At 66.8% G+C, this 20,351-nt stretch carries 20 protein-coding genes; 11 read left to right on the top strand and 9 right to left on the bottom strand.

Annotation, left to right across the window (positions count from 1 at the left end; all coding sequences use genetic code 11):
* Position 1 precedes the first annotated feature (1 nt).
* The 5 genes from ispD (at position 2) to AC5Y2L_RS15720 (ending at position 4,235) form a co-directional block, all read left to right on the top strand.
* Positions 2 to 664 (top strand): 2-C-methyl-D-erythritol 4-phosphate cytidylyltransferase, encoded by a 663-nt coding sequence (gene ispD, locus AC5Y2L_RS15740; RefSeq protein ID WP_499935345.1) that lies wholly within the window; start codon positions 2 to 4, stop codon positions 662 to 664.
* Positions 661 to 1,140 (top strand): 2-C-methyl-D-erythritol 2,4-cyclodiphosphate synthase, encoded by a 480-nt coding sequence (ispF, locus tag AC5Y2L_RS15735; protein WP_499935343.1) that lies wholly within the window; start codon positions 661 to 663, stop codon positions 1,138 to 1,140. The genes ispD and ispF overlap by 4 nt, the downstream gene beginning before the upstream one ends.
* Positions 1,141 to 1,202: 62 nt before the next feature.
* Entirely contained in the window at positions 1,203 to 2,609 is a 1,407-nt protein-coding gene (gene cysS, locus AC5Y2L_RS15730; RefSeq protein ID WP_499935342.1) for a cysteine--tRNA ligase, read from the top strand.
* Positions 2,610 to 3,542: a 23S rRNA (guanosine(2251)-2'-O)-methyltransferase RlmB gene (gene rlmB, locus AC5Y2L_RS15725; RefSeq protein ID WP_499935340.1), complete on the top strand. Its 933-nt coding sequence runs from the start codon at positions 2,610 to 2,612 to the stop codon at positions 3,540 to 3,542.
* 78 nt (positions 3,543 to 3,620) lie between these two features.
* Complete coding sequence (locus AC5Y2L_RS15720; RefSeq protein ID WP_499935339.1) at positions 3,621 to 4,235, top strand: glycerophosphodiester phosphodiesterase family protein; 615 nt, start codon at positions 3,621 to 3,623, stop codon at positions 4,233 to 4,235.
* 66 nt (positions 4,236 to 4,301) lie between these two features.
* Here AC5Y2L_RS15720 and AC5Y2L_RS15715 read toward each other — a convergent pair whose 3' ends face one another.
* The 6 genes from AC5Y2L_RS15715 to AC5Y2L_RS15690 are packed head-to-tail and all read right to left on the bottom strand — an operon-like array spanning position 4,302 to position 9,783.
* Complete coding sequence (locus AC5Y2L_RS15715; RefSeq protein WP_499935337.1) at positions 4,302 to 5,540, bottom strand: SLC13 family permease; 1,239 nt, start codon at positions 5,538 to 5,540, stop codon at positions 4,302 to 4,304.
* Positions 5,541 to 5,544: 4 nt separating this feature from the next.
* The gene (locus AC5Y2L_RS15710) at positions 5,545 to 6,465 is read right to left on the bottom strand and encodes an MBL fold metallo-hydrolase (RefSeq protein ID WP_499935336.1); all 921 of its coding nucleotides are present in this window, start codon (positions 6,463 to 6,465) and stop codon (positions 5,545 to 5,547) included.
* Positions 6,465 to 7,223 carry a LamB/YcsF family protein gene (locus tag AC5Y2L_RS15705; protein ID WP_499935334.1) on the bottom strand — a complete coding sequence of 253 codons (759 nt, stop codon included), beginning with the start codon at positions 7,221 to 7,223 and terminating at the stop codon, positions 6,465 to 6,467. Before AC5Y2L_RS15705 ends, AC5Y2L_RS15710 begins: the two co-directional genes overlap by 1 nt.
* A gap of 27 nt (positions 7,224 to 7,250) precedes the next feature.
* On the bottom strand, positions 7,251 to 8,114 hold the full coding sequence (locus AC5Y2L_RS15700) for a metal ABC transporter permease (RefSeq protein ID WP_499935332.1): 864 nt from the start codon (positions 8,112 to 8,114) through the stop codon (positions 7,251 to 7,253).
* On the bottom strand, positions 8,114 to 8,932 hold the full coding sequence (locus AC5Y2L_RS15695; protein WP_499935463.1) for a metal ABC transporter ATP-binding protein: 819 nt from the start codon (positions 8,930 to 8,932) through the stop codon (positions 8,114 to 8,116). The genes AC5Y2L_RS15700 and AC5Y2L_RS15695 overlap by 1 nt, the downstream gene beginning before the upstream one ends.
* Positions 8,929 to 9,783, bottom strand: coding sequence for a metal ABC transporter solute-binding protein, Zn/Mn family (locus AC5Y2L_RS15690; RefSeq protein WP_499935462.1), 855 nt, complete (start codon positions 9,781 to 9,783; stop codon positions 8,929 to 8,931). The genes AC5Y2L_RS15695 and AC5Y2L_RS15690 overlap by 4 nt, the downstream gene beginning before the upstream one ends.
* Before the next feature lie 227 nt (positions 9,784 to 10,010).
* Here AC5Y2L_RS15690 and AC5Y2L_RS15685 point away from each other — a divergent pair, with 227 nt between their 5' ends.
* On the top strand, positions 10,011 to 11,090 hold the full coding sequence (locus tag AC5Y2L_RS15685; protein ID WP_499935331.1) for an Rv3575c family transcriptional regulator: 1,080 nt from the start codon (positions 10,011 to 10,013) through the stop codon (positions 11,088 to 11,090).
* A gap of 23 nt (positions 11,091 to 11,113) precedes the next feature.
* Here AC5Y2L_RS15685 and kstR read toward each other — a convergent pair whose 3' ends face one another.
* A complete protein-coding gene (gene kstR / locus AC5Y2L_RS15680; protein WP_499935460.1) occupies positions 11,114 to 11,719 on the bottom strand; it encodes a cholesterol catabolism transcriptional regulator KstR in 606 nt (201 codons plus the stop codon).
* Between the two features lie 332 nt (positions 11,720 to 12,051).
* On the opposite strand from kstR, the gene AC5Y2L_RS15675 reads away from it, so the two are divergent.
* Both AC5Y2L_RS15675 and aspS read left to right on the top strand, forming a co-directional pair.
* Positions 12,052 to 14,157, top strand: coding sequence for an acyl-CoA dehydrogenase family protein (locus AC5Y2L_RS15675; RefSeq protein WP_499935329.1), 2,106 nt, complete (start codon positions 12,052 to 12,054; stop codon positions 14,155 to 14,157).
* A 25-nt stretch (positions 14,158 to 14,182) separates the two neighbouring features.
* Complete coding sequence (aspS, locus tag AC5Y2L_RS15670) at positions 14,183 to 15,484, top strand: aspartate--tRNA(Asn) ligase (RefSeq protein WP_499935327.1); 1,302 nt, start codon at positions 14,183 to 14,185, stop codon at positions 15,482 to 15,484.
* 1 nt (position 15,485) lies between these two features.
* On the opposite strand, the gene AC5Y2L_RS15665 is transcribed toward aspS, so the two are convergent.
* Both AC5Y2L_RS15665 and AC5Y2L_RS15660 read right to left on the bottom strand, forming a co-directional pair.
* Positions 15,486 to 16,019, bottom strand: coding sequence for a hypothetical protein (locus tag AC5Y2L_RS15665; RefSeq protein WP_499935325.1), 534 nt, complete (start codon positions 16,017 to 16,019; stop codon positions 15,486 to 15,488).
* 50 nt (positions 16,020 to 16,069) lie between these two features.
* The gene (locus AC5Y2L_RS15660; RefSeq protein WP_499935323.1) at positions 16,070 to 17,146 is read right to left on the bottom strand and encodes a 2Fe-2S iron-sulfur cluster-binding protein; all 1,077 of its coding nucleotides are present in this window, start codon (positions 17,144 to 17,146) and stop codon (positions 16,070 to 16,072) included.
* A gap of 230 nt (positions 17,147 to 17,376) precedes the next feature.
* Between AC5Y2L_RS15660 and hsaA the strand changes: the two genes are divergently transcribed.
* The 3 genes from hsaA to hsaC are packed head-to-tail and all read left to right on the top strand — an operon-like array spanning position 17,377 to position 20,344.
* On the top strand, positions 17,377 to 18,561 hold the full coding sequence (gene hsaA, locus AC5Y2L_RS15655) for a 3-hydroxy-9,10-secoandrosta-1,3,5(10)-triene-9,17-dione monooxygenase oxygenase subunit (RefSeq protein ID WP_499935322.1): 1,185 nt from the start codon (positions 17,377 to 17,379) through the stop codon (positions 18,559 to 18,561).
* Entirely contained in the window at positions 18,561 to 19,445 is an 885-nt protein-coding gene (gene hsaD / locus AC5Y2L_RS15650) for a 4,5:9,10-diseco-3-hydroxy-5,9,17-trioxoandrosta-1(10),2-diene-4-oate hydrolase (protein WP_499935321.1), read from the top strand. The genes hsaA and hsaD overlap by 1 nt, the downstream gene beginning before the upstream one ends.
* Positions 19,442 to 20,344: an iron-dependent extradiol dioxygenase HsaC gene (gene hsaC / locus AC5Y2L_RS15645; protein WP_499935320.1), complete on the top strand. Its 903-nt coding sequence runs from the start codon at positions 19,442 to 19,444 to the stop codon at positions 20,342 to 20,344. Before hsaD ends, hsaC begins: the two co-directional genes overlap by 4 nt.
* The last annotated feature ends 7 nt before the right edge of the window (positions 20,345 to 20,351 follow it).

Genomic DNA, 20,351 nt, shown 5'->3' with positions numbered 1-20,351 from the left:
GTTGCAAGTCGTCGCAATAGTCCCGGCCGCGGGGTCGGGTGAGCGGCTGGCTGCCGGCGTTCCCAAGGCGTTTTGTCAGCTCGACGGGCGCACCCTGCTCGAACGCGCCGTTGATGGCCTGCTGGGTTCCGGTGTCGTCGACGCCGTCGTGGTAGCGGTTCCCGCGGGGCGCACGGACGAGGCAAAGCGTGTCCTCGGCGGTAAAGCCACCGTCGTGACCGGGGGCGCCAACCGCACCGAATCGGTGGCCCAGGCGTTACAGGCGCTGCCGGGTGAGCCGGAGTTCGTGCTGGTTCATGACGCTGCGCGGGCGCTGACCCCACCGGATTTGATTGTGCGGGTTGTGGACGCGTTGCGAGCCGGCAACGATGCCGTGGTGCCCGCGCTGCCCGTCTTTGACACCATCAAGGCCGTGGATGCCAACGGGACGGTGCTTGGCACGCCTGAGCGGGCCGGACTGCGCGCGGTGCAAACCCCGCAGGGGTTCGCCATGGAGCTGCTGGTACGGGCTTATCAGCACGCCAGCAGCGCCGAATTCACTGACGACGCGTCGCTCGTCGAGCATGTCGGCGGCCAGGTGCAAGTTGTCGAGGGCGACCCGCTGGCATTCAAGATCACCACCCGGCTGGATTTGTTGCTGGCGCAAGCGATCGTGCGGCAGTGAACGAGCTGCCGCGCATCGGTGTGGGCACCGACGTGCACCCGATTCAACCTGGACGGCCATGCTGGCTGCTGGGCCTGCTGTTTCCCGGCGCCGACGGCTGCGCCGGTCATTCCGACGGCGACGTGGGGGCGCATGCGCTGTGCGACGCCCTGCTCTCGGCTGCGGGGCTGGGCGATATTGGCGGCGTCTTCGGGGTCGACGATCCCCGCTGGAAGGGCGTCACCGGCGCCGACATGCTGCGTCACGTCGTCGAGCTGCTGTCGCAGCACGGCTATCGGGTCGGTAACGCCGCCGTCCAGGTGATCGGCAACGGACCGAAAATCGCTCCGCGTCGCCCCGAGGCGCAGTCCGTGCTGTCCGGTCTGGTGGGGGCGCCGGTAGCGGTGTCGGCGACCACGACCGACGGTCTGGGGCTGACCGGCCGCGGTGAGGGCCTCGCTGCCATCGCGACGGCGCTGGTGGTGCCCGTCGAGTGACGTACGCATTGCGGCCCGAGCGGTCGCGGCGTGCGGCAATTGGCCAGGTAAGCTCGCACGTCGTGACCTTGCGGCTACGCGACACGGCTTCGGGAACCGTGCGTGATTTCGTCCCGCTGCGCGACGGGCACGTCTCCATCTACCTGTGCGGCGCAACCCCCGACACGCTGCCGCATATCGGGCACGTCCGCAGCGGCATAGCCTTCGACATCCTGCGACGTTGGCTTTTGGCACGCGGCTACGACGTCGCCTTCATCCGCAACATAACCGATATCGAAGACAAGATCCTGACCAAAGCGGCCGCGGCGGGACGGCCGTGGTGGGAGTGGGCCGCCACCTACGAGCGGGCATTCACCGCGGCTTACGACGCGCTGGGCGTCCTGCCGCCGTCGGCCGAGCCGCGTGCCACCGGCCACATCACTCAGATGGTCGAATTAATGCAACGCCTGATCGAAACCGGCCACGCCTATACCGATCTTCGGCCGGGCGGCGCAGACGTCTACTTCGACGTGCTCAGCTACCCGGAGTATGGCCAGCTGTCCGGGCACCGGATCGACGATGTGCACCAGGGCGAGGGGGTGGCCACCGGCAAGCGCGACCAGCGCGACTTCACCCTGTGGAAGGGCGCCAAGCCCGGCGAGCCGTCGTGGCCCACCCCCTGGGGGCGCGGACGGCCCGGCTGGCACCTGGAGTGCTCGGCGATGGCCCGCACCTACCTCGGGCCGGAGTTCGATATCCACTGCGGCGGAATGGATTTGATTTTCCCGCACCACGAGAACGAAATCGCGCAGAGCCGCGCCGCGGGCGACGGGTTCGCTCGCTACTGGCTGCACAACGGCTGGGTGACGATGGGCGGCGAGAAGATGAGCAAGTCGCTGGGCAACGTGCTGGCCATACCGGCGATGCTGCAGCGGGTACGAGCGGCCGAGCTGCGCTACTACCTCGGCAGCGCGCACTACCGCTCGATGCTGGAATATTCCGAGACCGCCCTGCGGGATGCGGTCCATGCCTACGTCGGGGTGGAGGACTTTCTGCATCGGGTGCGCAATCGGGTAGGCGCCGTCGTGCCCGGTGAGTGGACCCCGCGGTTCGCCGAGGCGCTCGACGACGATTTGGCGGTGCCGACCGCGCTGGCCGAAGTGCACCAGATGCGCGCGGAGGGCAATCGTGCCCTCGATGCCGGCGACCACGACGGAGCCCTGCGAAGTGCCAGTGCGATTCGGGCGATGATGGGCATCCTGGGCTGCGACCCGCTGGACGAACGTTGGGAATCGCGCGACGAAACTTCGGCCGCGCTGGCTGCTGTCGACGTGCTGGTGCGAAACGAACTCGAAAACCGGGAAAAGGCGCGTGAACAGCGCAATTGGGCGCTGGCCGATCAGATCCGGGATCGGCTCAACCAAGCCGGCATCGAGGTCACCGACACCGCGGACGGGCCGCAGTGGTCGCTGCGGTCCGCCGACAAGTAGATGGCCGGTAACTCGCGTCGCCGCGGGGCGGTGCGCAAATCGGGCAGCAAGAACGGACGCACCGTCGGCTCGGGTGGCCAGCGTCGTCGCGGGCTGGAGGGTCGCGGCCCCACCCCGCCGGCGCACCTGCGGCCCAACCATCCCGCCGCCAAACGGGCGGCCGCCCAAGCGCGGCGGCCGGCCCGTCGCACTGTTGACGAAACCGAGACGGTGCTCGGCCGCAACCCGGTGCTGGAATGCCTGCGCGCCGGGGTTCCGGCAACCGCGCTATATGTTGCGCTTGGTGTCGAGGCCGACGAGCGTCTTACCGAATCCGTTTCCCGGGCAGCAGATTTGGGCATCGCGATCCTCGAGGTACCACGCAGCGACCTGGACCGGATGACCGCCAACCACCTGCACCAGGGCATTGCGCTGCAGGTACCGCCGTATGGCTATGCCCACCCCGACGACCTGCTGGCCACCGCGCTGGAAACACCCCCTGCCCTGCTGGTAGCGCTGGACAATATCTCCGATCCCCGCAACCTGGGTGCGATCGTACGTTCAGTAGCGGCGTTCGGCGGTCATGGCGTGTTGATTCCGCAACGTCGTTCCGCCTCGGTAACGGCGGTGGCCTGGCGGACCAGCGCCGGCGCCGCGGCCCGGCTCCCGGTAGGGCGGGCCACCAATCTCACCAGGACGCTGAAGGATTGGGCCGACCATGGGCTGCGGGTGGTCGGTCTGGACGCCGCTGGGGAAACCCCGCTCGACGACCTGGACGGCACCGACCCCCTGGTGCTGGTGGTCGGCTCCGAAGGCAAGGGGCTGTCCCGGTTGGTGCGGCAGAACTGCGACGAGGTGGTGTCCATCCCGATGGCCGCTGATACGGAGTCGTTGAATGCCTCGGTGGCAGCCGGGGTGGTGCTCGCCGAGATCGCCCGCCAGCGACGGGGCTGATTTCCTTGGGCGAGCAGACGCAAAGTCGCCCCAAAATGGCCATTTCTGGGCGACTTTGCGTCTGCTCGCGAGTGTTTGGTGCGTTGCTGGCGCCCTGTCGCATTGATCAGGACCCTGGACTGCGGCCAGCCCAGCGATGAGTTCCCACACGCTGAAGTGGTGTGGCACAACAAGATAGCGACCTTGCCGGCAGTCTTCGAAGCCATGCGCCACACTGACGTCCGCTACAACATCGAAACCAAAGTAGCCGCCGATCACCCGGGCGTTTCGGTCGGCCCGCAGGAGTTCGCGGATGCGATACTGGCCGCGGTCAGGTCGGCCGGCATGGTCGACCGGGTGGAGATTGAGAGCTTGGACTGGCGAACGCTGCGCAATGCTCGTCAGGCCGAGCCGTCGATTCCGTTGGTGGCGTTGTGGAACGAGGAAACCTGGACACCGGGCTCACCGTGGCTGGCCGGTGTTTATCCCGCTGTGGTGGGCGATCCGATGATCGGCGCGATGATGGTGGGCGCAAGCGTGTTGTCGCCCAAGTACACGCTGGTCGACAAGGCGTTCGTCGATCGCGCACATGTGTTGGGGCTCAGGGCTATTCCGTGGACCGTCAACGACGCCGAGGCCATGCGAGAGCTGATCGCCGACGGCGTCGACGGCCTCATCACCGACTACCCCGCTCTGCTGCGCAGCGTGCTGTAACCTGCCGAGCAGACGCAAAATGCCCCGAATGCACGGCGTGTCGGGGGATTTTGCGTCTGCTCGCGCTTATAAGCCAAGCACTTTCGCGCTGACCCACAGCGTCAACACCGCCGCGACCAATGCCGTTGGCACGGTACACAGACCCAGCAAGGTGTATTCGCCGACACCGGCCTCGACCTGATGCTGGCGCAGCACTCGTCGCCAAAGCAGGTTGGACAGCGAGCCGACGTAGGTCAGGTTGGGGCCGATGTTGACCCCGATCAACACCGCCAGCACGGCCGCCGGCCCGCTCGTCGCGACCAGCGGCATCAACGCCAGCGTGGCGGGCAAGTTGTTGACGACGTTGGCCAAAACAGCGGATAGCGCAGCGATTCCGAGTAGCGCGGGCAGACCGGAGCCCGACGGCACCACCGCCGACATGTGCGTCGTCATCCCGTTGAGCATGACGGCCTGCACCACCACACCCAGCGCCAGAACGAAAACCAGAAACGAGACGTTCACCGAGCGCGCGATCTCCACCACCGAGGTGCGTCGGTGGTAGAGGCTACGCACCGCCAACACCGACGCGCCGGCCAACGCGGCCCAGGCCGGGGCCAGCCCGACCGATTCGGCGAGAGCAAAAGCGACAAGCGTCAAACCGACTACCACCAAGACGAACACCGGCGGCCGCGGCGGAGCGCCATGTTGCTCAGGGTTCGGCGGCACCCGCAGATCGCGTCTGAAAAACCATCGGAAGACGACATATATCGTGCCGACCGCTGCTAGCCAAGGCAGCAGCATCACCAGGGTGAACTTGGTGAACGAGATGTCTGCGGCACGGAAGGCCAGCAGGTTGGTCAGATTCGACACCGGAAGCAGCAACGACGCTCCGTTGGCCAGATGTGCGGTGGCATAGGCGTAGGGCCGCACCGGAGTTCGCAGCCGCCGGACCGTGACCAGCACCACCGGGGTCAGTAATACGACGGTGGCATCCAGGCTGAGCGCGGCGGTGATCGCCGCGGCTATGAGGAACACCTCGCGCAATAGGCCCCTAGCGCCGACCCGCTGTGCCATCGCGGCGCCCGCGGCCTCGAACAGGCCCTCGTCGTCGCACAGCTTGGCCAGCACCAGTACCGCGCCCAAAAAGGCGACGACGCGCGCCAGCCCGGCCACCTGCTCTGCCGCCTGGTGGGCTGAGATCGCGCCCGTCGCAACGAGAATGAGCGCAGCCGGGACAGCGGCCACCGCCTCCGGAAAGCCCCGGGGCCGGGCAACGGCAAACCCAAGCACGACAGCAAGCAGCAGCAGCGCAAGGACCAGTGTCAAGGTTCTATACCCAGGGGTCCTCGCGTCGCCACACCGTGGGCATGTGCAGCGTGACACCGTCAGATGCCGCCAGTTCATCGAGGATGCGAATGGACTCGTCCAAGTCGTCGGCCGCATAGGGCAAGGCGCGCAACGGTTCTGACAGCGGCCGGAAGAAGTCGTCCCAATGGATCAGAACCACGCGCCGAGCGCCTACCGCGCGTACCACCTCGGTCCAGTAGTCGACGAAGTATGAGCGTGGCTGCACCCCCAGCTGGCCGACCCCAAGGTACACCACCTCGGCGTGATAACCGTCCAGCGCGCCCTTGACGAATCCGGCGCTGCCCTGGATCAGCATCCGGCGGCCTGACGGCCGGTGATGGATCAGCGTGGACCATGCCTCACCACAGCGATATGCCGACGCCCGCACCGGCGGCACCACTGGCTCGTCGATCACCCCGGGAAACCGGTCGGGCGGGCAGTGATGTGACTCCACCAGAGTTACGTTGTAGGCGCCCAACTGGATTCGCTCACCGGACGCTGGGACGACGAGTCGATCATCGGGGAGGCCATATCCGCGCCCGACGTTGGCCGCCGACTCGCCTCCGACCAGTTGCGCTCCGGTGCGCTCGGCCACCAGCGCAGAATCCATCGCGTGGTCGAAGTGCGTGTGCACCGGAATCACTGCGGCCAGACGCGAAACATGAGCCTGCGCAAGGCATTCGCCGACACGCTCCAGCGACGGCGATATCTTCCCGACGGCAACCTGCGCCAGACTCGGCCTGGAGAAGTAGCCGTCGGTCATCAATGCCGAGGATCCGTCGTCGAGCAGTAGTGTCGTCACACCAAGCCAGGTAACCGACAGCGGCGCGTCGGATTCGGCGACGGGCACGTCGAAACGGTCGGAGAACCGCCCGAGGTCGGGACGTCCCAGCTTCAACCTCATCAGCAGAAAGCCTCGATCTCGACACCGGCTGCCTTCAGCCGATCCCGCACCGCGGCCGCGATCTGCACCGCACCGGGCGAATCGCCGTGCACGCAAACCGATTCCACGGTGACGGCGATCGTGGTGCCGTCGACGGCGGAGACTTGGCCGGTCGTCACCATGCCCAGCACCCGCTGCGCGATCAGTTCCGGGTCATGCAGCACGGCGCCGGGTTCGCGGCGGGAAACCAGCCGGCCGTCCGCACGGTAGGCTCGGTCTGCGAATGCTTCAGGCACCGTGCGTAATCCGATCCGATCGGCCTCGTCGAAAAAAGCCGAACCGGTCATGCCCAGCACCGGCAGTGCGGCGTCGACCATGTGCACCGCGGCCGCGACGGCGGCGGCCTGTTCGCGGTCATGGACAATCGTATTGTAAAGCGCCCCATGCGGTTTCACGTAAGTCACCGTCGAGCCGCAGGCCTGTGCGAGCGCCTGCAAGGCGCCGATCTGGTACACCACGTCGGCGAGCAGGTCTTCGGCGGCAACATCGATGAACCGCCTGCCGAACCCGGCCAGGTCGCGGTAGCTCACCTGCGCACCGATCCGCACGCCGCGCTCGGCGGCCGACCGGCACACCCGCATCAGGCCGGCCGGATCTCCGGCATGGAAGCCGCACGCGACGTTGGCGCTGGTGACGATGCCCAGCATGGCGTCGTCATCGCCGAGGCGCCAGACACCGAAGCCCTCACCCAAATCGGCATTGAGGTCGATCCGCGTCATTCGAACAGCTTAGGAGCTAGAACGCGGTCAAGCGCCGGCGTACTGCCGACGGCGCCCGATCAGCCAACAGGTCAGGTAGATCAAAAAGGAGATGGTCGCGACGAACACCGAGACCGGGACACCCGGCGCCAGGGACAGCAAGATGCCCCCGACGGCGGCGACTTCGGCGAACACCACCGAGGCCACGATCGCCGCCAACGGGGAGGTGACCACGCGGGCCGCCGCGGCTGCCGGCGTGATCAGCAACGACATCACCAGCAGTGCACCGACGATCTGCACGGCCTGGGCCGCCACCACTCCGACCAGTGCGGCGAACAGAATGCCCAGGGCGCGCACCGGAACGCCACGCGCGGCCGCCACTTCCGGGTCCACGGTGGCGAACAGCAGCGGCCGGTAGCAGACCGCCAGCGCGACGATGACCAGCAGGCACACGGCCGCCAGCATGGCCAGCCCGGAGTACCCGACCCCGACGATCTGGCCGGTCAGCAGGGCGAAACTGGTCGCGGTCCGGCCGGGGTAGAGATGGATGAACAGCACCGCCAGCCCCAGCCCGAACGCCAGCACCACCCCGGTCACCGAATCGCGCTCGCGGGCCCGCTGACCGAGCAGGCCGAACAGCGCCGCGGCTACCGCGCTGCCGATCAGCGCGCCCAGGCCCACCTGGAATCCGGCCAGCAGGGCGAACGCGGCCCCGGTCAGCGAAAGCTCGCTGGAGCCGTGTACCGCGAACGACATCTGACGCATCACGATGAACGGGCCGATCAGCCCCGCCACCAGCCCCAGCAGCGCCGCCGCAACCAGCGCCTGCTGCACGAAGTCGTGCCGAAGCAGGTGGGCCGTGATGTCGAAGGAGAACAGATTGTCCAGTACCTCGGCCAGCCGGTCGTTCATCATGGGTGGCTGTCCCGCGCGCCGACCACCACATACCGTCCCTTGACCTTCACGACCTCGATGTCGGCCTGGTAAAGCCGGGACAGCGTCTCCGTGGTCATCACCTGCTCGACGGCGCCGACCGTGAACCGGCCATCGACCAGATAGAGCACCCGGTCGACGTAGGGCAGGATCTGGTTGACCTCGTGGGTGACGACGACGACCGTGGTATCGGCTTCCCGTCGGCGCCGATCGATCAGGGCCGCGACCAACTTGGCGTTGGCCGGGTCCAGGGCCAGCAGCGGCTCGTCGCACAGCAGCACGATCGGGTCGCTGGCCAGCGCCTGCGCCACGCGCACCCGCTGCAGCTCGCCGCCGGACATCACCCCAACCCGGATGTTGCCCAGCCGTTCGCCGTTCACCTGTCGCAACGCGTCGCCCACGGCCTCGCGCCGGCCGGCCCGATCAGCGCGGCGCAGCGGCCCCCAGCCCCAACGGCATCCGTCGATACCCAGGGCGACCAGGTCTCGCCCGCGCAGCATCACGTCGCGGTCCATCGGCCGATGCTGCGGCACGTAACCGATGTGTCCGCTACCCGAGCTGACGCGCTTGCCTTCTACCAGGGCGACGCCCGCGCTCAGCGGAAGCTGCCCGAGCAGTACCTTGAGCAGCGACGTCTTGCCCGTCCCATTGGGACCCAGCACCGCGATGAACTCTCCGCGCGAGACCGAAAGGTCTAGGTGGTCCCACAGCACCCGATCGCCGAACGCCAACCGCGCACCCTTCAGCGAAATGCTGTGCGCACCAGGGGCGCCGACAGTCGCGTTGCCCACGCTTATCGACTCGACCGCAGTGCGGCGAGTAGCTGGTTGACCGTATTGCGTTGCCACGTCAGGTAATCGGTGCCCGGTGGTAGTGTCTCGGTCACTTCGGCCACCGGGACTCCCGCGTGCCGGGCAGCATCCTTGAGGCCGTTGGTCGCTGCGCTGGACGTCTGCGGGTTGACCAGCAGCGCCGCGACCTGCCGGTGGTTGATCAGGTCCAGAACGGAGGCCATGTCGGCGGGCGACGGGTCGGTTTCGTTCTCGTTCGCCGCGGTGAAGGCGGGCGGCGTGCGATTCACCAGGCCGGAGGCGGCGATCAGATAGTGCCCGACGGGCTCGGTCGCGATGACTCCGGTGGCGGGATAGTTGGTGGCAATCGCGTGTTCGGAGATGGCGATAGCGTCTGCGCCGCGACAGAACTCGGCGGCATTGGCCCGATAGTCGGCGGCGTTGACCGGGTCGATGACCGCCAGCCGGTCGGCGATCAGGGCAGCCACCGACTTGGCAACGTTCAGGTCGTAGAAGACGTGCTCGTCGGGTGGCGCACCGGACGGCGAATTGGCGGGCTCGAGAAGGGAGTACGCACCGATCGATTTGATGCCAGGATGACTGGCGAGCACCTGCTCGACCCATCCGTCGTATCCGCCACCGTTGTAGACCACCAGAGCCGCATCGGCGATCGCCGCGGCGTCCGACGGGCTGGCCTGGTACGAGTGGGGATCGGTCGCGGCGCCGGACAGGATGGCTCTGACGGTGAGGTGACTCTTGGCGACGGCGCGGGCCACGCTGCCCCACACGTCGGTGGATGCGACGATGGCCCCCGCGTGCGGGTGCGCCCCGCCACTGGTGCCGCAGCCGGTCAGCATTGTCGAGCCGACGACAACGCCGATCACAATGGCGGCGGCGCACAGCCAGCGCGGTGGGTCGCCGTTATGCGGGCGCCGTCGAAGTCCCGTTAGAGCCGCTCGCACGCCCGATTTCCTCTCGCTGGCCCTAAGCTGACCACCAATATTAATGAAAATCGTTTCCATTAGTAAAGCGGGCCCCGCGGTGCATACCCGCCCCCCGGGAATCCGCTGTAGCGTGACCGATCGTGAGTCCCACCCCGCGTCGGCGTGCGACTCTGGCATCCGTGGCGGCCGAGCTGAACGTCTCGCGGACCACCATCTCGAACGCGTTCAACAGACCGGATCAGCTTTCACCCGAACTCCGGGAGCGGGTACTGGCGACAGCCAAGCGGCTGGGTTACGCCGGACCAGATCCGGTGGCGCGATCGTTGCGCACCCGCAAAGCCGGCGCTATCGGGCTGGTGTTGACCGAAGCGCTGACGTACTCCTTCAGCGACCCCGCGGCGCGGGATTTCGTTGCGGGAGTGGCGCAATCGTGCGAAGAACTGGGGCGGGGGCTGCTGCTGGTAGCGGTCGGACCGAGCCGCAGCGTCGCCGACGGAACCGCCGCCGTGCTTGCTGCCGGGGTGGACGGCTTCGTAGTGTATTCGGTCTGCGACGACGACCCCTATCTGCAGGTGGTGCTGCAACGGCGGCTGCCCGTTGTGGTGGTCGACCAGCCGATCGGCGTGCAGGCAGTGTCGCGGGTGGGCATCGACGACCGGGCGGCGATGCGCGAAATCGCCGGCTACGTAATGGGATTGGGCCATCGCGAGATTGGCCTCTTGACGATGCGACTGGGCCGGGACCGCCGCCAGGGCCTGGTGGACGCCGAACGGCTGCAATCCCCGACGTTCGATGTGCAGCGCGAGCGCATCATCGGCGTTTGGGAGGCAATGACGGCCCACGGGATCGACCGGGATTCGCTCACGGTCGTGGAGAGCTACGATCACCTGCCCACCTCCGGCGGCGCCGCCGCTCAGGTCGCGCTGGACGTCAACCCACGCATCACCGCGCTGATGTGCACCGCGGACATACTGGCGCTATCGGCCATGGATTACCTACGGGCACATGGCATTTACGTGCCCGGGGAGCTTACCGTCACCGGATTCGACGGCGTGCCGGAGGCGATCAGCCGGGGGCTGACCACCGTTTCGCAGCCGAGCTTGCAGAAAGGGCGCCGCGCGGGGGAATTGGTGCACCAGCCACCGCGTTCCGGCCTGCCGGTGGTCGAGCTGTTGCCCACCGAGCTCGTTCGGGGGCGCACGGCCGGTCCGCCCGCCTAGCCGTTCGGGTGCGCGGCGCAGAGTCAGCTGCGGGAACCGTCGCTGTCACCGATCAGCAGCCGCACGGCAAGGTCGAGCCGCTTGCTGACGTCGGTGGCCGACGCTCGCCGGGTCAGCCAAGCCAGCAGGTTGTTGGTCCATACATCTGAAATCACGCGGGCGACTTGGTACTGGTGCTCGGTCGGCTCGCCGTCGGCCATCGCGCGCGCGAACATGCTGTCGATGAGTTTCTCGACATGGTCAACCTCGCTTGCCGCGGAGGCGTCGGCGAACACGTAGGCGCGAGTCATCGCCTCGGTGAGCAGGGGATTGCGCTGCATCGCGCGGTTGAGCTTGTCCACCATGAACTTCAGTCGCTGAAACGGGGTGCTACCGGCAACGGCCGAACGGTCGGTCTTGGCGTCGATCCGGCTGAATTCCCGCCCCAGCGCCGACACCAGCAGATGCACCTTCGACGGGAAATACCGGTACAGCGTCCCGACGGCGACATCAGCCCGGTCCGCGACGGCACGCATCTGCACCGCCTCATAGCCGCCTTTGGAAGCGATTGCCATGGTCGCGTCCAGGATGCGCTTGCGACGCTCCCGCTGCGCCTCCGAACCGAGCTCGGACTCAGCCAATACCGCCACGTTCGTCACCTCGCGGGGCTGCGCATCGTCCGCCTGGGCGGCGGCGCGACCCGGGTTTGTGTTCGTTGGCGACATCTGAGGGGTTGCTCCTTTTTCCGGCGGTCCGTTCGCAAACGATACGCATTTCGTGTGTGAATTTCCCACCTCCCGGACACCGACACAACCATGTGTCCTGCTGCGATGCAGTTCGACTTGACGCTCGACTACTGGCACTATTAGAACACGTTCTAGTCTGACGACGATGCGGCTTGCGGGGGAAGCCGAAGAGGAGTCGGACAATTTGGAAGTGGGGGCGGATCGCCCACCTCGAACACCATCCGGAGGACTCACACGTGGTAGCGCCCGTCGTCGACGAACAGTCTGCCGCCCGTGAGTTGGTGCGCGATTGGTCCCGTAACTCGGGCTCGAGCCAGGCCATCCGGGCAACCGAGCAGGGCAACACCGACGCTTGGCGCCCCGTTTACGCGGGGCTGGCCGAACTGGGCTTGTTCGGGGTCGCCGTGCCCGAGGAGCACGGCGGGGCCGGCGGCAGCGTCGAAGACCTCTGCGCGATGGTCGAGGAGGCGGCCAAGGCGCTGGTGCCCGGACCGGTCGCGACCACTGCGCTGGCCACATTGGTGGCGGCCGATCCCGACGTCCGCGCTGCGCTGGCGTCTGGCGAGCGCGTCGCCGGCCTGGCACTCGAGGGCGATGTGCGGTTCGACAGCGAGACCTCACGGGCGTCGGGCACACTGCCGGTTGTGATCGGCGCCGTGCCCGGCGGAGTCCTGCTGGTGCCGGCCGACGAGAACTGGCTGCTGGTCGACACCATCGGCGACGGGGTGTCCATCGAACCGCTGCGCGCCGCCGACTTTTCCCGGCCGCTGGCCCGGGTGGTGCTGACCTCGGCCGAGGTGTCGTTGCTCGGTCAGCAGCCGGTAAGGGACCTGGCTGCGATGGTCCTGGCCGCCGAGGCGGCCGGCGTGACCCGCTGGGCGCTGGACACCGCGGTCGCCTACGCCAAGGTGCGGGAGCAGTTCGGCAAGCCGATCGGTAGCTTCCAGGCGGTCAAGCACCTGTGTGCGGAAATGCTGTGCCGGGCCGAGCAGGCCGAGGTGGCCGCCGCCGACGCCGCTCGGGCCGCCGGTGAATCCGACGAAAGCCAGTTCGCGATCGCCGCGGCGCTGGCTGCCAGCATCTGCATCCCCGCCGCGAAGGCCAACGTCAAAGACTGCATCCAGGTGCTCGGCGGTATCGGCTGCACTTGGGAGCACGACGCACATTTGTACCTGCGACGGGCGCACAGCATCGGGCGCTTCCTTGGTGGCGCCGAGCGCTGGCTGCGTCGCGTCGCCGCACTGACCCAGGACGGAGTCCGGCGTCGCCTCGGCATCGATTTGTCGGAGGTGGAACGCCTGCGCCCGCAGATCGCCGCCGCCGTTGCCGAGGTGGCCGCGCTGCCCGAAGAGCAGCGCCAAGTGGCGCTGGCCGATTCGGGCCTGCTGGCACCGCACTGGCCGGCACCCTACGGGCGCGACGCTTCGCCGGCCGAGCAACTGCTGATCGATCAGGAGCTGGCGGCGGCCGGCGTCGTGCGTCCCGACTTGGTGATCGGTTGGTGGGCGGCGCCGACCATCCTCGAGCACGGCACGCCCGAGCAGATCGAGCGCTTCGTGCCCGCCACCCTGCGCGGTGAATTCCTTTGGTGCCAACTGTTTTCCGAACCGGGAGCCGGTTCAGATCTGGCGTCGCTGCGTACCAAAGCAGTGCGCGCCGAGGGTGGCTGGCTGCTTACCGGGCAGAAGGTGTGGACTTCGGCGGCGCACAAGGCGCGGTGGGGCGTCTGCCTGGCGCGAACCGACCCGGACGCCGCAAAGCACAAGGGCATCACCTACTTCCTGGTGGACATGAAATCGCCCGGAATCGAAATCCGGCCGCTGCGCGAAATCACCGGCGACTCGCTGTTCAACGAGGTCTTCCTGGACAACGTGTTCGTTCCCGACGAGATGGTGGTGGGCGCGGTGAACGACGGCTGGCGGTTGGCCCGCACCACGCTCGCGAACGAACGCATCGCGATGGCCACCGGTACTGCGCTGGGCAACCCGATGGAAGAGCTGCTCGAGGTGCTGGCCGAGCTGGACCTCGACGTTGCCGACCAAGACCGGCTGGGACGGCTGATCGCCACCGCCGCCACCGGCGCACTGCTCGACCAGCGGATCGCCCAGCTGGCGCTCGGTGGGCAGGATCCGGGTGCGCAGTCCAGCGTGCGCAAGCTCATCGGCGTGCGCTATCGCCAGGCGCTGGCCGAATACACGATGGACGTGTCAGAGGGCGGCGGCCTCGTGGAAAACCGCGCGGTACACGACTTCCTGAACACGCGTTGCCTCACGATCGCCGGCGGCACCGAGCAAATCCTGCTCACCGTCGCCGCCGAGCGGCTGCTCGGTCTTCCGCGTTAGGCATTCTGCGTGGTCGGATTGACCCGTGCGCCGCGCGAAAATCGAAGATCTCCACTCGCGAATCGGCGAGACCGTCCGAGTCTGTGGTTATGTCAGCGCCCTGCGGCTGCAGCGGAAAATGCAATTCGTCATCGTCAGCGACGCTTCGGGCGCGGTTCAAGTGACCCACCGCAGGGGTGGTGCGGATGACGAGATCGAGCGGCAACTCGAGCGCCTGACTGCCGCTTCAGCGGTCGCCATTACCGGCGTGGTGCTGCGCAACGAAATCGTGAAACTCGGCGGAATTGAGCTGCTTCCGAGCCAAGTTGAAGTCCTGGCACGTGCTGAGGCTGCGCTTCCAATCGGGCCGGAGTCTGGTCCCGACGTACGGCAGGATTGGCGATTCCTTGATCTTCGACTACACCCGCAGCGGCGATTTGTGTTCGACGTATCCACAGCTGTCGAGATGGCGTTGCGTGCCTTCGTCAGCCGAGAGGGATTCGTCGAGCTGCACACCCCGAAGCTGATGGGGACGGCATCCGAGTCCGGGGCCGAGGTGTTTCAGCTGGACTATTTTGGTCGTCCCGCGTACCTGGCTCAATCGCCGCAGTTTTACAAGCAGACGGCTATCGCGTCCGGTTTCGACAAGGTTTTCGAAATGGGTCCGGTATTTCGCGCTGAGCCCTCCTTCACGTCGCGGCACGCGACCGAGTTCACCGGCGTCGACATTGAGATGGCCTGGATTGACGATGTCGAAGACGTGATGCAATTCAAAGAGTCGATGCTGCGGCACATGCTCGAAGTGGTGCGAGAACGCTGCGGGCAACAGATTCATGACGCCTATGGTGTGGATGTCGTTGTACCGGCGCTGCCGTTCCCGAGAATTCCGCTAGAAGAAGCTCGGCGGATTCTGCTGAATCGCGGGTGGGAGCCGATTGACAAGGCTGACCTGGATCCCGCAGGCGAACGGATGATCGCGGAATACGTGCGACAAGAATTCGGCAGCGAGTTCGTCTATCTCACCGAATACCCGACCTCAGTGCGCCCGTTCTACCACATGCGGCCGAAACCGAATGTCACCGCGAGTTTCGACCTGGTGTGGAAGGGGCTGGAAATCACCACGGGCGCTCAGCGTGAGCACCGGTACGACGTGTTGGTGCACCAGGCGGTGGAGAAGGGTTTGGACCCGGAATCCATGCGCAGTTATCTCGATATCTTTCGATTCGGGACACCGCCGCATGGTGGTTTCGGAATGGGATTGAACCGTGTGCTGATGCTATTGCTCGGACTGCCGTCGATCCGGGATGCGACATTCTTGTTCCGCGGACCACACCGCTTAGAGCCCTGACTTAGGAGAAATTCGCCTGCGCGCAGGTGCTGGGCGAGGTGATGTTGACCCCGGGGTAGACCACCTGGATGTGGGTGCAGACGAAGACGTTGATGTCGGTCTTGGGCTGGCCGGTGGACCAATCCGTGGAGTCGATACGGCCGGTGGTCTGGTACTTGTCCGGGGGTCCCTCGCCGAAGTAGATGGTGGTGATCTCGTCGCTTCCCATCGCCTTGTGGACGCGTTCGTATTGACCGTTCGCATGTGCGTCCAGGTAGGCCAGGCGGTTCGACGAGCGGATCTCGGTGGTCTGGCGGGCCCAGAGGCCGGACGGGAAGCCGGTCACGCCGTCGGGAGTCAGCATGTCGGCGCCGACGGTGAAGTCGCAGCTACCGCTCGGCTTCCTACAATTGAGGAAGGCGCGCGTCTCCAACTGATTGGGCCCGTCCAGCGGGAACAGGGTGGTGGCGGTGTTGCTCGCCGCGTGAGCGGCTCCGGACGGAACGAACGGGAACATCAGTCCGACGACAGCGAAGCCCATCATCAGCCGCTTCATCCCGCTTCCCTTCCCCAACGCCGACCTCAAGGAGAACTTAACGCTTGCGACTATTCGTCGTAGGTCACTTCCACCGAATCGGTTTCCGGGTGCGACTGACAGGCCAATATCAGCCCGTCGTCGAGGTCCTGCTGCTCCAGTACGTCGTTGACTTCCATGGCCACCTTGCCCCCGCGCAGGGTGCACGCGCAGGCGCCACAGTGACCTTCCCGGCAGGAGAACGGCGCGTCGAGACCAGCGGCCAGCAACACGTCGAGCAGCTTGGCGTGCCGCGGCCACGAGACGGTGTGTGTCTCCCCGTCAAGTTGCACCACGGCGGTCGCCGGGGCCTCGTCGCCGGCGTCTTCGATCTTGACCGCCGCAAACGGGTCGGAATCCAGCGACTTGAACACTTCGATGTGTACTTGCTCGGCCGGCACATCCAGTGCCTCAAGCGCCTCCCTGGACGCCTGCATGAACGGGCCGGGACCGCAGATGTACGCGGGCCGGCCGGTGAAGGGGGCGGCCAGCTTGGCCAGCGCGGTCGCGCTCGGCAGCCCCTGCAGCGATTCCAGCCAGTGCACCACGGTGAGCCGGTCGGGATATTTGCCGGCCAGTTCGCGCAGCGCATCGCGGAAGATGACCGAGCGGTCGTCGCGGTTGGCGTACACCAGCGCCACCTGGCCACCGCCTTCGGACAGCGCAGACTTGCAGATCGCCATGATCGGGGTGATGCCGCTGCCCGCGGCCAGCAGCAGGAAGTCGTCGTCGAGCGTTTTGGGCACGAAGTTGCCCGACGGCGCCAGGACGTGGATCCGCATGCCCTTGTGGGCGTTGTCGCACAGCCAGTTCGACGCATACCCGTCGGCGGTTCGTTTGACGGTGACGGTCAGCGCGTCGTCGGTGAAGGGTGAGCTGCACAGCGAGTAGCAGCGCGCCACCGAGCCGGTGCGGTCGCTGGGGATGCGCAGCGTGAGGAACTGCCCCGGCGCGTAGCGCAGCCGCTCCGCCGGAATGCCCGGGTCATTCGGGCCGTCCGGCACCGAGAACACCAGCGACCGCGCCTCGTCAGTCTCAGCGACGACTTCTTCGATCTGCAGTTCGAGGACGTGGTCGCCGAGAGGCTCGTCGGGAATCGCGCCGGTCAACGCCCATCCTCTCTGTGTCACTATGTGGCGACCCGCCGCGACCGGCTGCGCCGCTCTTGCGATCGCCACGCGCCGCGCGCCGCGCGTCACGGATAACTAGAACATGTTACAGAAAACCCGATTGGTATCGCTACCAGCCGCAGGAATACCCTGCTCGACACAAATCGGAACGTGTTCTAGTCTTTCGGATAAATCCACTCGGTAGGTCCTGGCCCAGGAGGCAAACGTAAGTGACGTCCATTCAACAGCGTGACGCGCAGTCGGTGTTGGCCGCCATCGATGATCTGCTTCCCAAGATCCGCGAGCGCGCCCAGGCCACCGAGGACCTGCGCCGGCTGCCCGACGAGACCGTCCAGGAGCTCGACGAGGTCGGGTTCTTCACGCTGCTGCAGCCCGAGCAATGGGGGGGCCTGCAGTGCGATCCGACGCTGTTTTACGAGGCGGTTCGGCGTATCGCGAGCGCGTGCGGCTCGACCGGCTGGGTCAGCTCGATCGTCGGCGTGCACAACTGGCATCTGGCGCTGTTCGACCAGCAAGCCCAGGAGGAGGTCTGGGGCGAGGACCCGACGACTCGCGTCTCATCGTCTTACGCCCCCATGGGCGCGGGCGTCGTCGTCGACGGCGGATATCTGGTCAACGGGTCATGGAACTGGTCGTCCGGCTGCGACCACGCCTCCTGGACGTTCGTGGGCGGCCCGGTGATCAAAGATGGCCGCCCGGTGGACTTCGGCAGCTTCTTGATCCCGCGCAGCGAATACCGCATCGACGACGTGTGGCATGTCGTCGGTTTGCGCGGCACCGGCAGCAACACGCTGGTGGTCAAGGATGTCTTCGTGCCGCGGCACCGGTTCTTGTCCTACAAGGCGATGAACGACGGCACCGCCGGCGGCTATCGGACCAACACCGCGCCTGTCTACAAGATGCCTTGGGGCACAATGCATCCCACCACCATCTCGGCGCCTATCGTGGGCATGGCCTACGGCGCCTACGACGCCCATGTCGAGCACCAGGGCAAGCGGGTGCGGGCAGCGTTCGCCGGGGAGAAGGCGAAGGACGACCCGTTCGCCAAGGTGCGAATTGCCGAGGCGGCCAGCGACATCGACGCCGCGTGGCGCCAGCTGATCGGGAACGTCGGTGACGAATACGCGCTGCTGGCCGCCGGCAAGGAGATCCCCTTCGAGCTGCGCGCCCGTGCTCGCCGCGACCAGGTGCGTGCGACCGGACGCGCGATCGCTTCGATCGATCGGCTGTTCGAGGCGTCCGGTGCCACCGCGCTGGCCAATGACCAACCGGTGCAACGCTTCTGGCGCGATGCGCATGCCGGCCGGGTGCACGCCGCGAACGACCCGGAACGGGCCTACGTCATCTTCGGCAACCATGAGTTCGGGCTGCCGCCCGGCGACACGATGGTTTGATGCCCGTGACCGCGACGACAGAGGACCTGACGTTCGAATCCACCTCGCGCTTCGCCGAAGTGGACGTCGACGGACCACTGAAGCTGCACTACCACGAAGCCGGCGTCGGCAACGATCAGACGATCATCCTGCTGCACGGCGGTGGTCCCGGCGCGTCGAGCTGGACGAACTTCTCCCGCAACATCGCGGTGCTGGCGCGTCACTTCCATGTGCTGGCCGTCGACCAGCCCGGCTACGGCCACTCCGACAAGCGCGCCGAGCACGGCCAGTTCAACCGGTACGCCGCACGGGCGCTCAAGGGCCTCTTCGATCAGTTGCAGCTGGGCCGCGTTCCGCTGGTGGGCAATTCACTGGGCGGCGGCACCGCGGTGCGGTTCGCGCTGGACTATCCGGATCGGGCCGGGCGGCTGGTGCTGATGGGTCCGGGCGGGCTGAGCGTCAACCTGTTTGCACCCGACCCCACCGAGGGCGTGAAGCGGCTGGGCAAGTTCTCCGTCGAACCGACCCGCGAGAACTTGGAGGCGTTCCTGCGGGTCATGGTCTACGACCAGAAGCTGATCACCCCCGAGCTGGTGGACCAGCGCTTCGAGCTGGCCAGCACGCCGGAATCGCTGACCGCGACCCGGGCGATGGGAATGTCTTTCAGCGGAGCCGATTTCGAGCTCGGCATGATGTGGCGCGAGGTGTACAAACTGCGCCAGCCGGTGCTGCTGATCTGGGGCCGGGAGGATCGGGTCAATCCACTGGACGGGGCGCTGGTGGCGCTGAAGACCATTCCGCGTGCGCAGCTGCACGTCTTCGGGCAATGTGGACACTGGGCGCAGGTGGAGAAGTTCGACGAGTTCAACAAGCTCACCATCGATTTCCTGGGAGGTGCGCGATGAGCATTAGGTCGCTGGGCTGGCTGCGCATCGAGGCCACCGACATGGCGGCCTGGCGCGAGTACGGCCTGAAAGTTCTCGGCATGGTCGAGGGCAAGGGCGCCACCGAGGGTGCTCTATATCTGCGGATGGACGACTTTCCGGCTCGGCTGGTGATCGTGCCCGGTGAGCAGGACCGGCTCGCGGAAGCCGGCTGGGAATGCGCGAATGCTGAAGGCCTGCAAGAGATCCGGAACCGGCTCGACGTGGAGGGCACGCCGTACAAGGAAGCCACCGCCGCCGAGCTCGCCGAACGGCGTGTGGACGAGATGATCCTGTTCGCCGACCCGTCGGGCAATCCGCTGGCGGTGTTTCACGGGGCCGCCCTGGAGCACCGCCGGGTGGTCAGCCCCTACGGGCACAAGTTCGTCACCGGCGAGCAGGGCCTCGGCCACGTGGTGCTGACCACCCGCGACGACGCCGAGGCGCTGCACTTCTATCGGGATGTGCTGGGGTTCAAGCTGCGTGACTCGATGCGGATGCCCCCGCAGATGGTGGGCCGGCCGGCCGACGGCGCACCGGCGTGGCTGCGCTTCTTCGGCTGCAACCCGCGCCACCACAGCCTGGCGTTTCTGCCGCTGCCGACACCGAGCGGAATCGTGCACCTGATGGTCGAGGTGGAGAACGCCGACGATGTGGGGCTGTGCCTGGATCGGGCGTTGCGCCGCAAGGTGCCGATGTCGGCAACCCTGGGCCGTCACGTCAACGACCTGATGCTGTCGTTCTACATGAAGACACCCGGCGGCTTCGACGTCGAATTCGGTTGCGAGGGTAGACAAGTCGAGGACGACGACTGGATCGCCCGGGAGAGCACCGCCGTGAGCCTGTGGGGTCACGACTTCACCGTCGGCGCGCGCGGCTAGCCTCGCC

Source organism: Mycobacterium sp. NGS66 (assembly GCF_059812225.1).
The sequence above is the reverse complement of the archived record's forward strand: the minus strand, read 5'-3'. Positions and strand labels throughout refer to the sequence as shown.

Bases quoted from the DNA above. Each gene is read 5' to 3' on its own strand.
- AC5Y2L_RS15710 (WP_499935336.1), bottom strand. From the start codon at position 6,465: ATGAGGTTGAAGCTGGGACGTCCCGACCTCGGGCGGTTCTCCGACCGT.
- AC5Y2L_RS15665 (WP_499935325.1), bottom strand. From the start codon at position 16,019: ATGAAGCGGCTGATGATGGGCTTCGCTGTCGTCGGACTGATGTTCCCG.
- hsaD (WP_499935321.1), top strand. From the start codon at position 18,561: ATGCCCGTGACCGCGACGACAGAGGACCTGACGTTCGAATCCACCTCG.
- AC5Y2L_RS15705 (WP_499935334.1), bottom strand. From the start codon at position 7,223: ATGACGCGGATCGACCTCAATGCCGATTTGGGTGAGGGCTTCGGTGTC.
- rlmB (WP_499935340.1), top strand. From the start codon at position 2,610: ATGGCCGGTAACTCGCGTCGCCGCGGGGCGGTGCGCAAATCGGGCAGC.
- hsaC (WP_499935320.1), top strand. From the start codon at position 19,442: ATGAGCATTAGGTCGCTGGGCTGGCTGCGCATCGAGGCCACCGACATG.
- AC5Y2L_RS15690 (WP_499935462.1), bottom strand. From the start codon at position 9,783: ATGCTGACCGGCTGCGGCACCAGTGGCGGGGCGCACCCGCACGCGGGG.
- AC5Y2L_RS15700 (WP_499935332.1), bottom strand. From the start codon at position 8,114: ATGAACGACCGGCTGGCCGAGGTACTGGACAATCTGTTCTCCTTCGAC.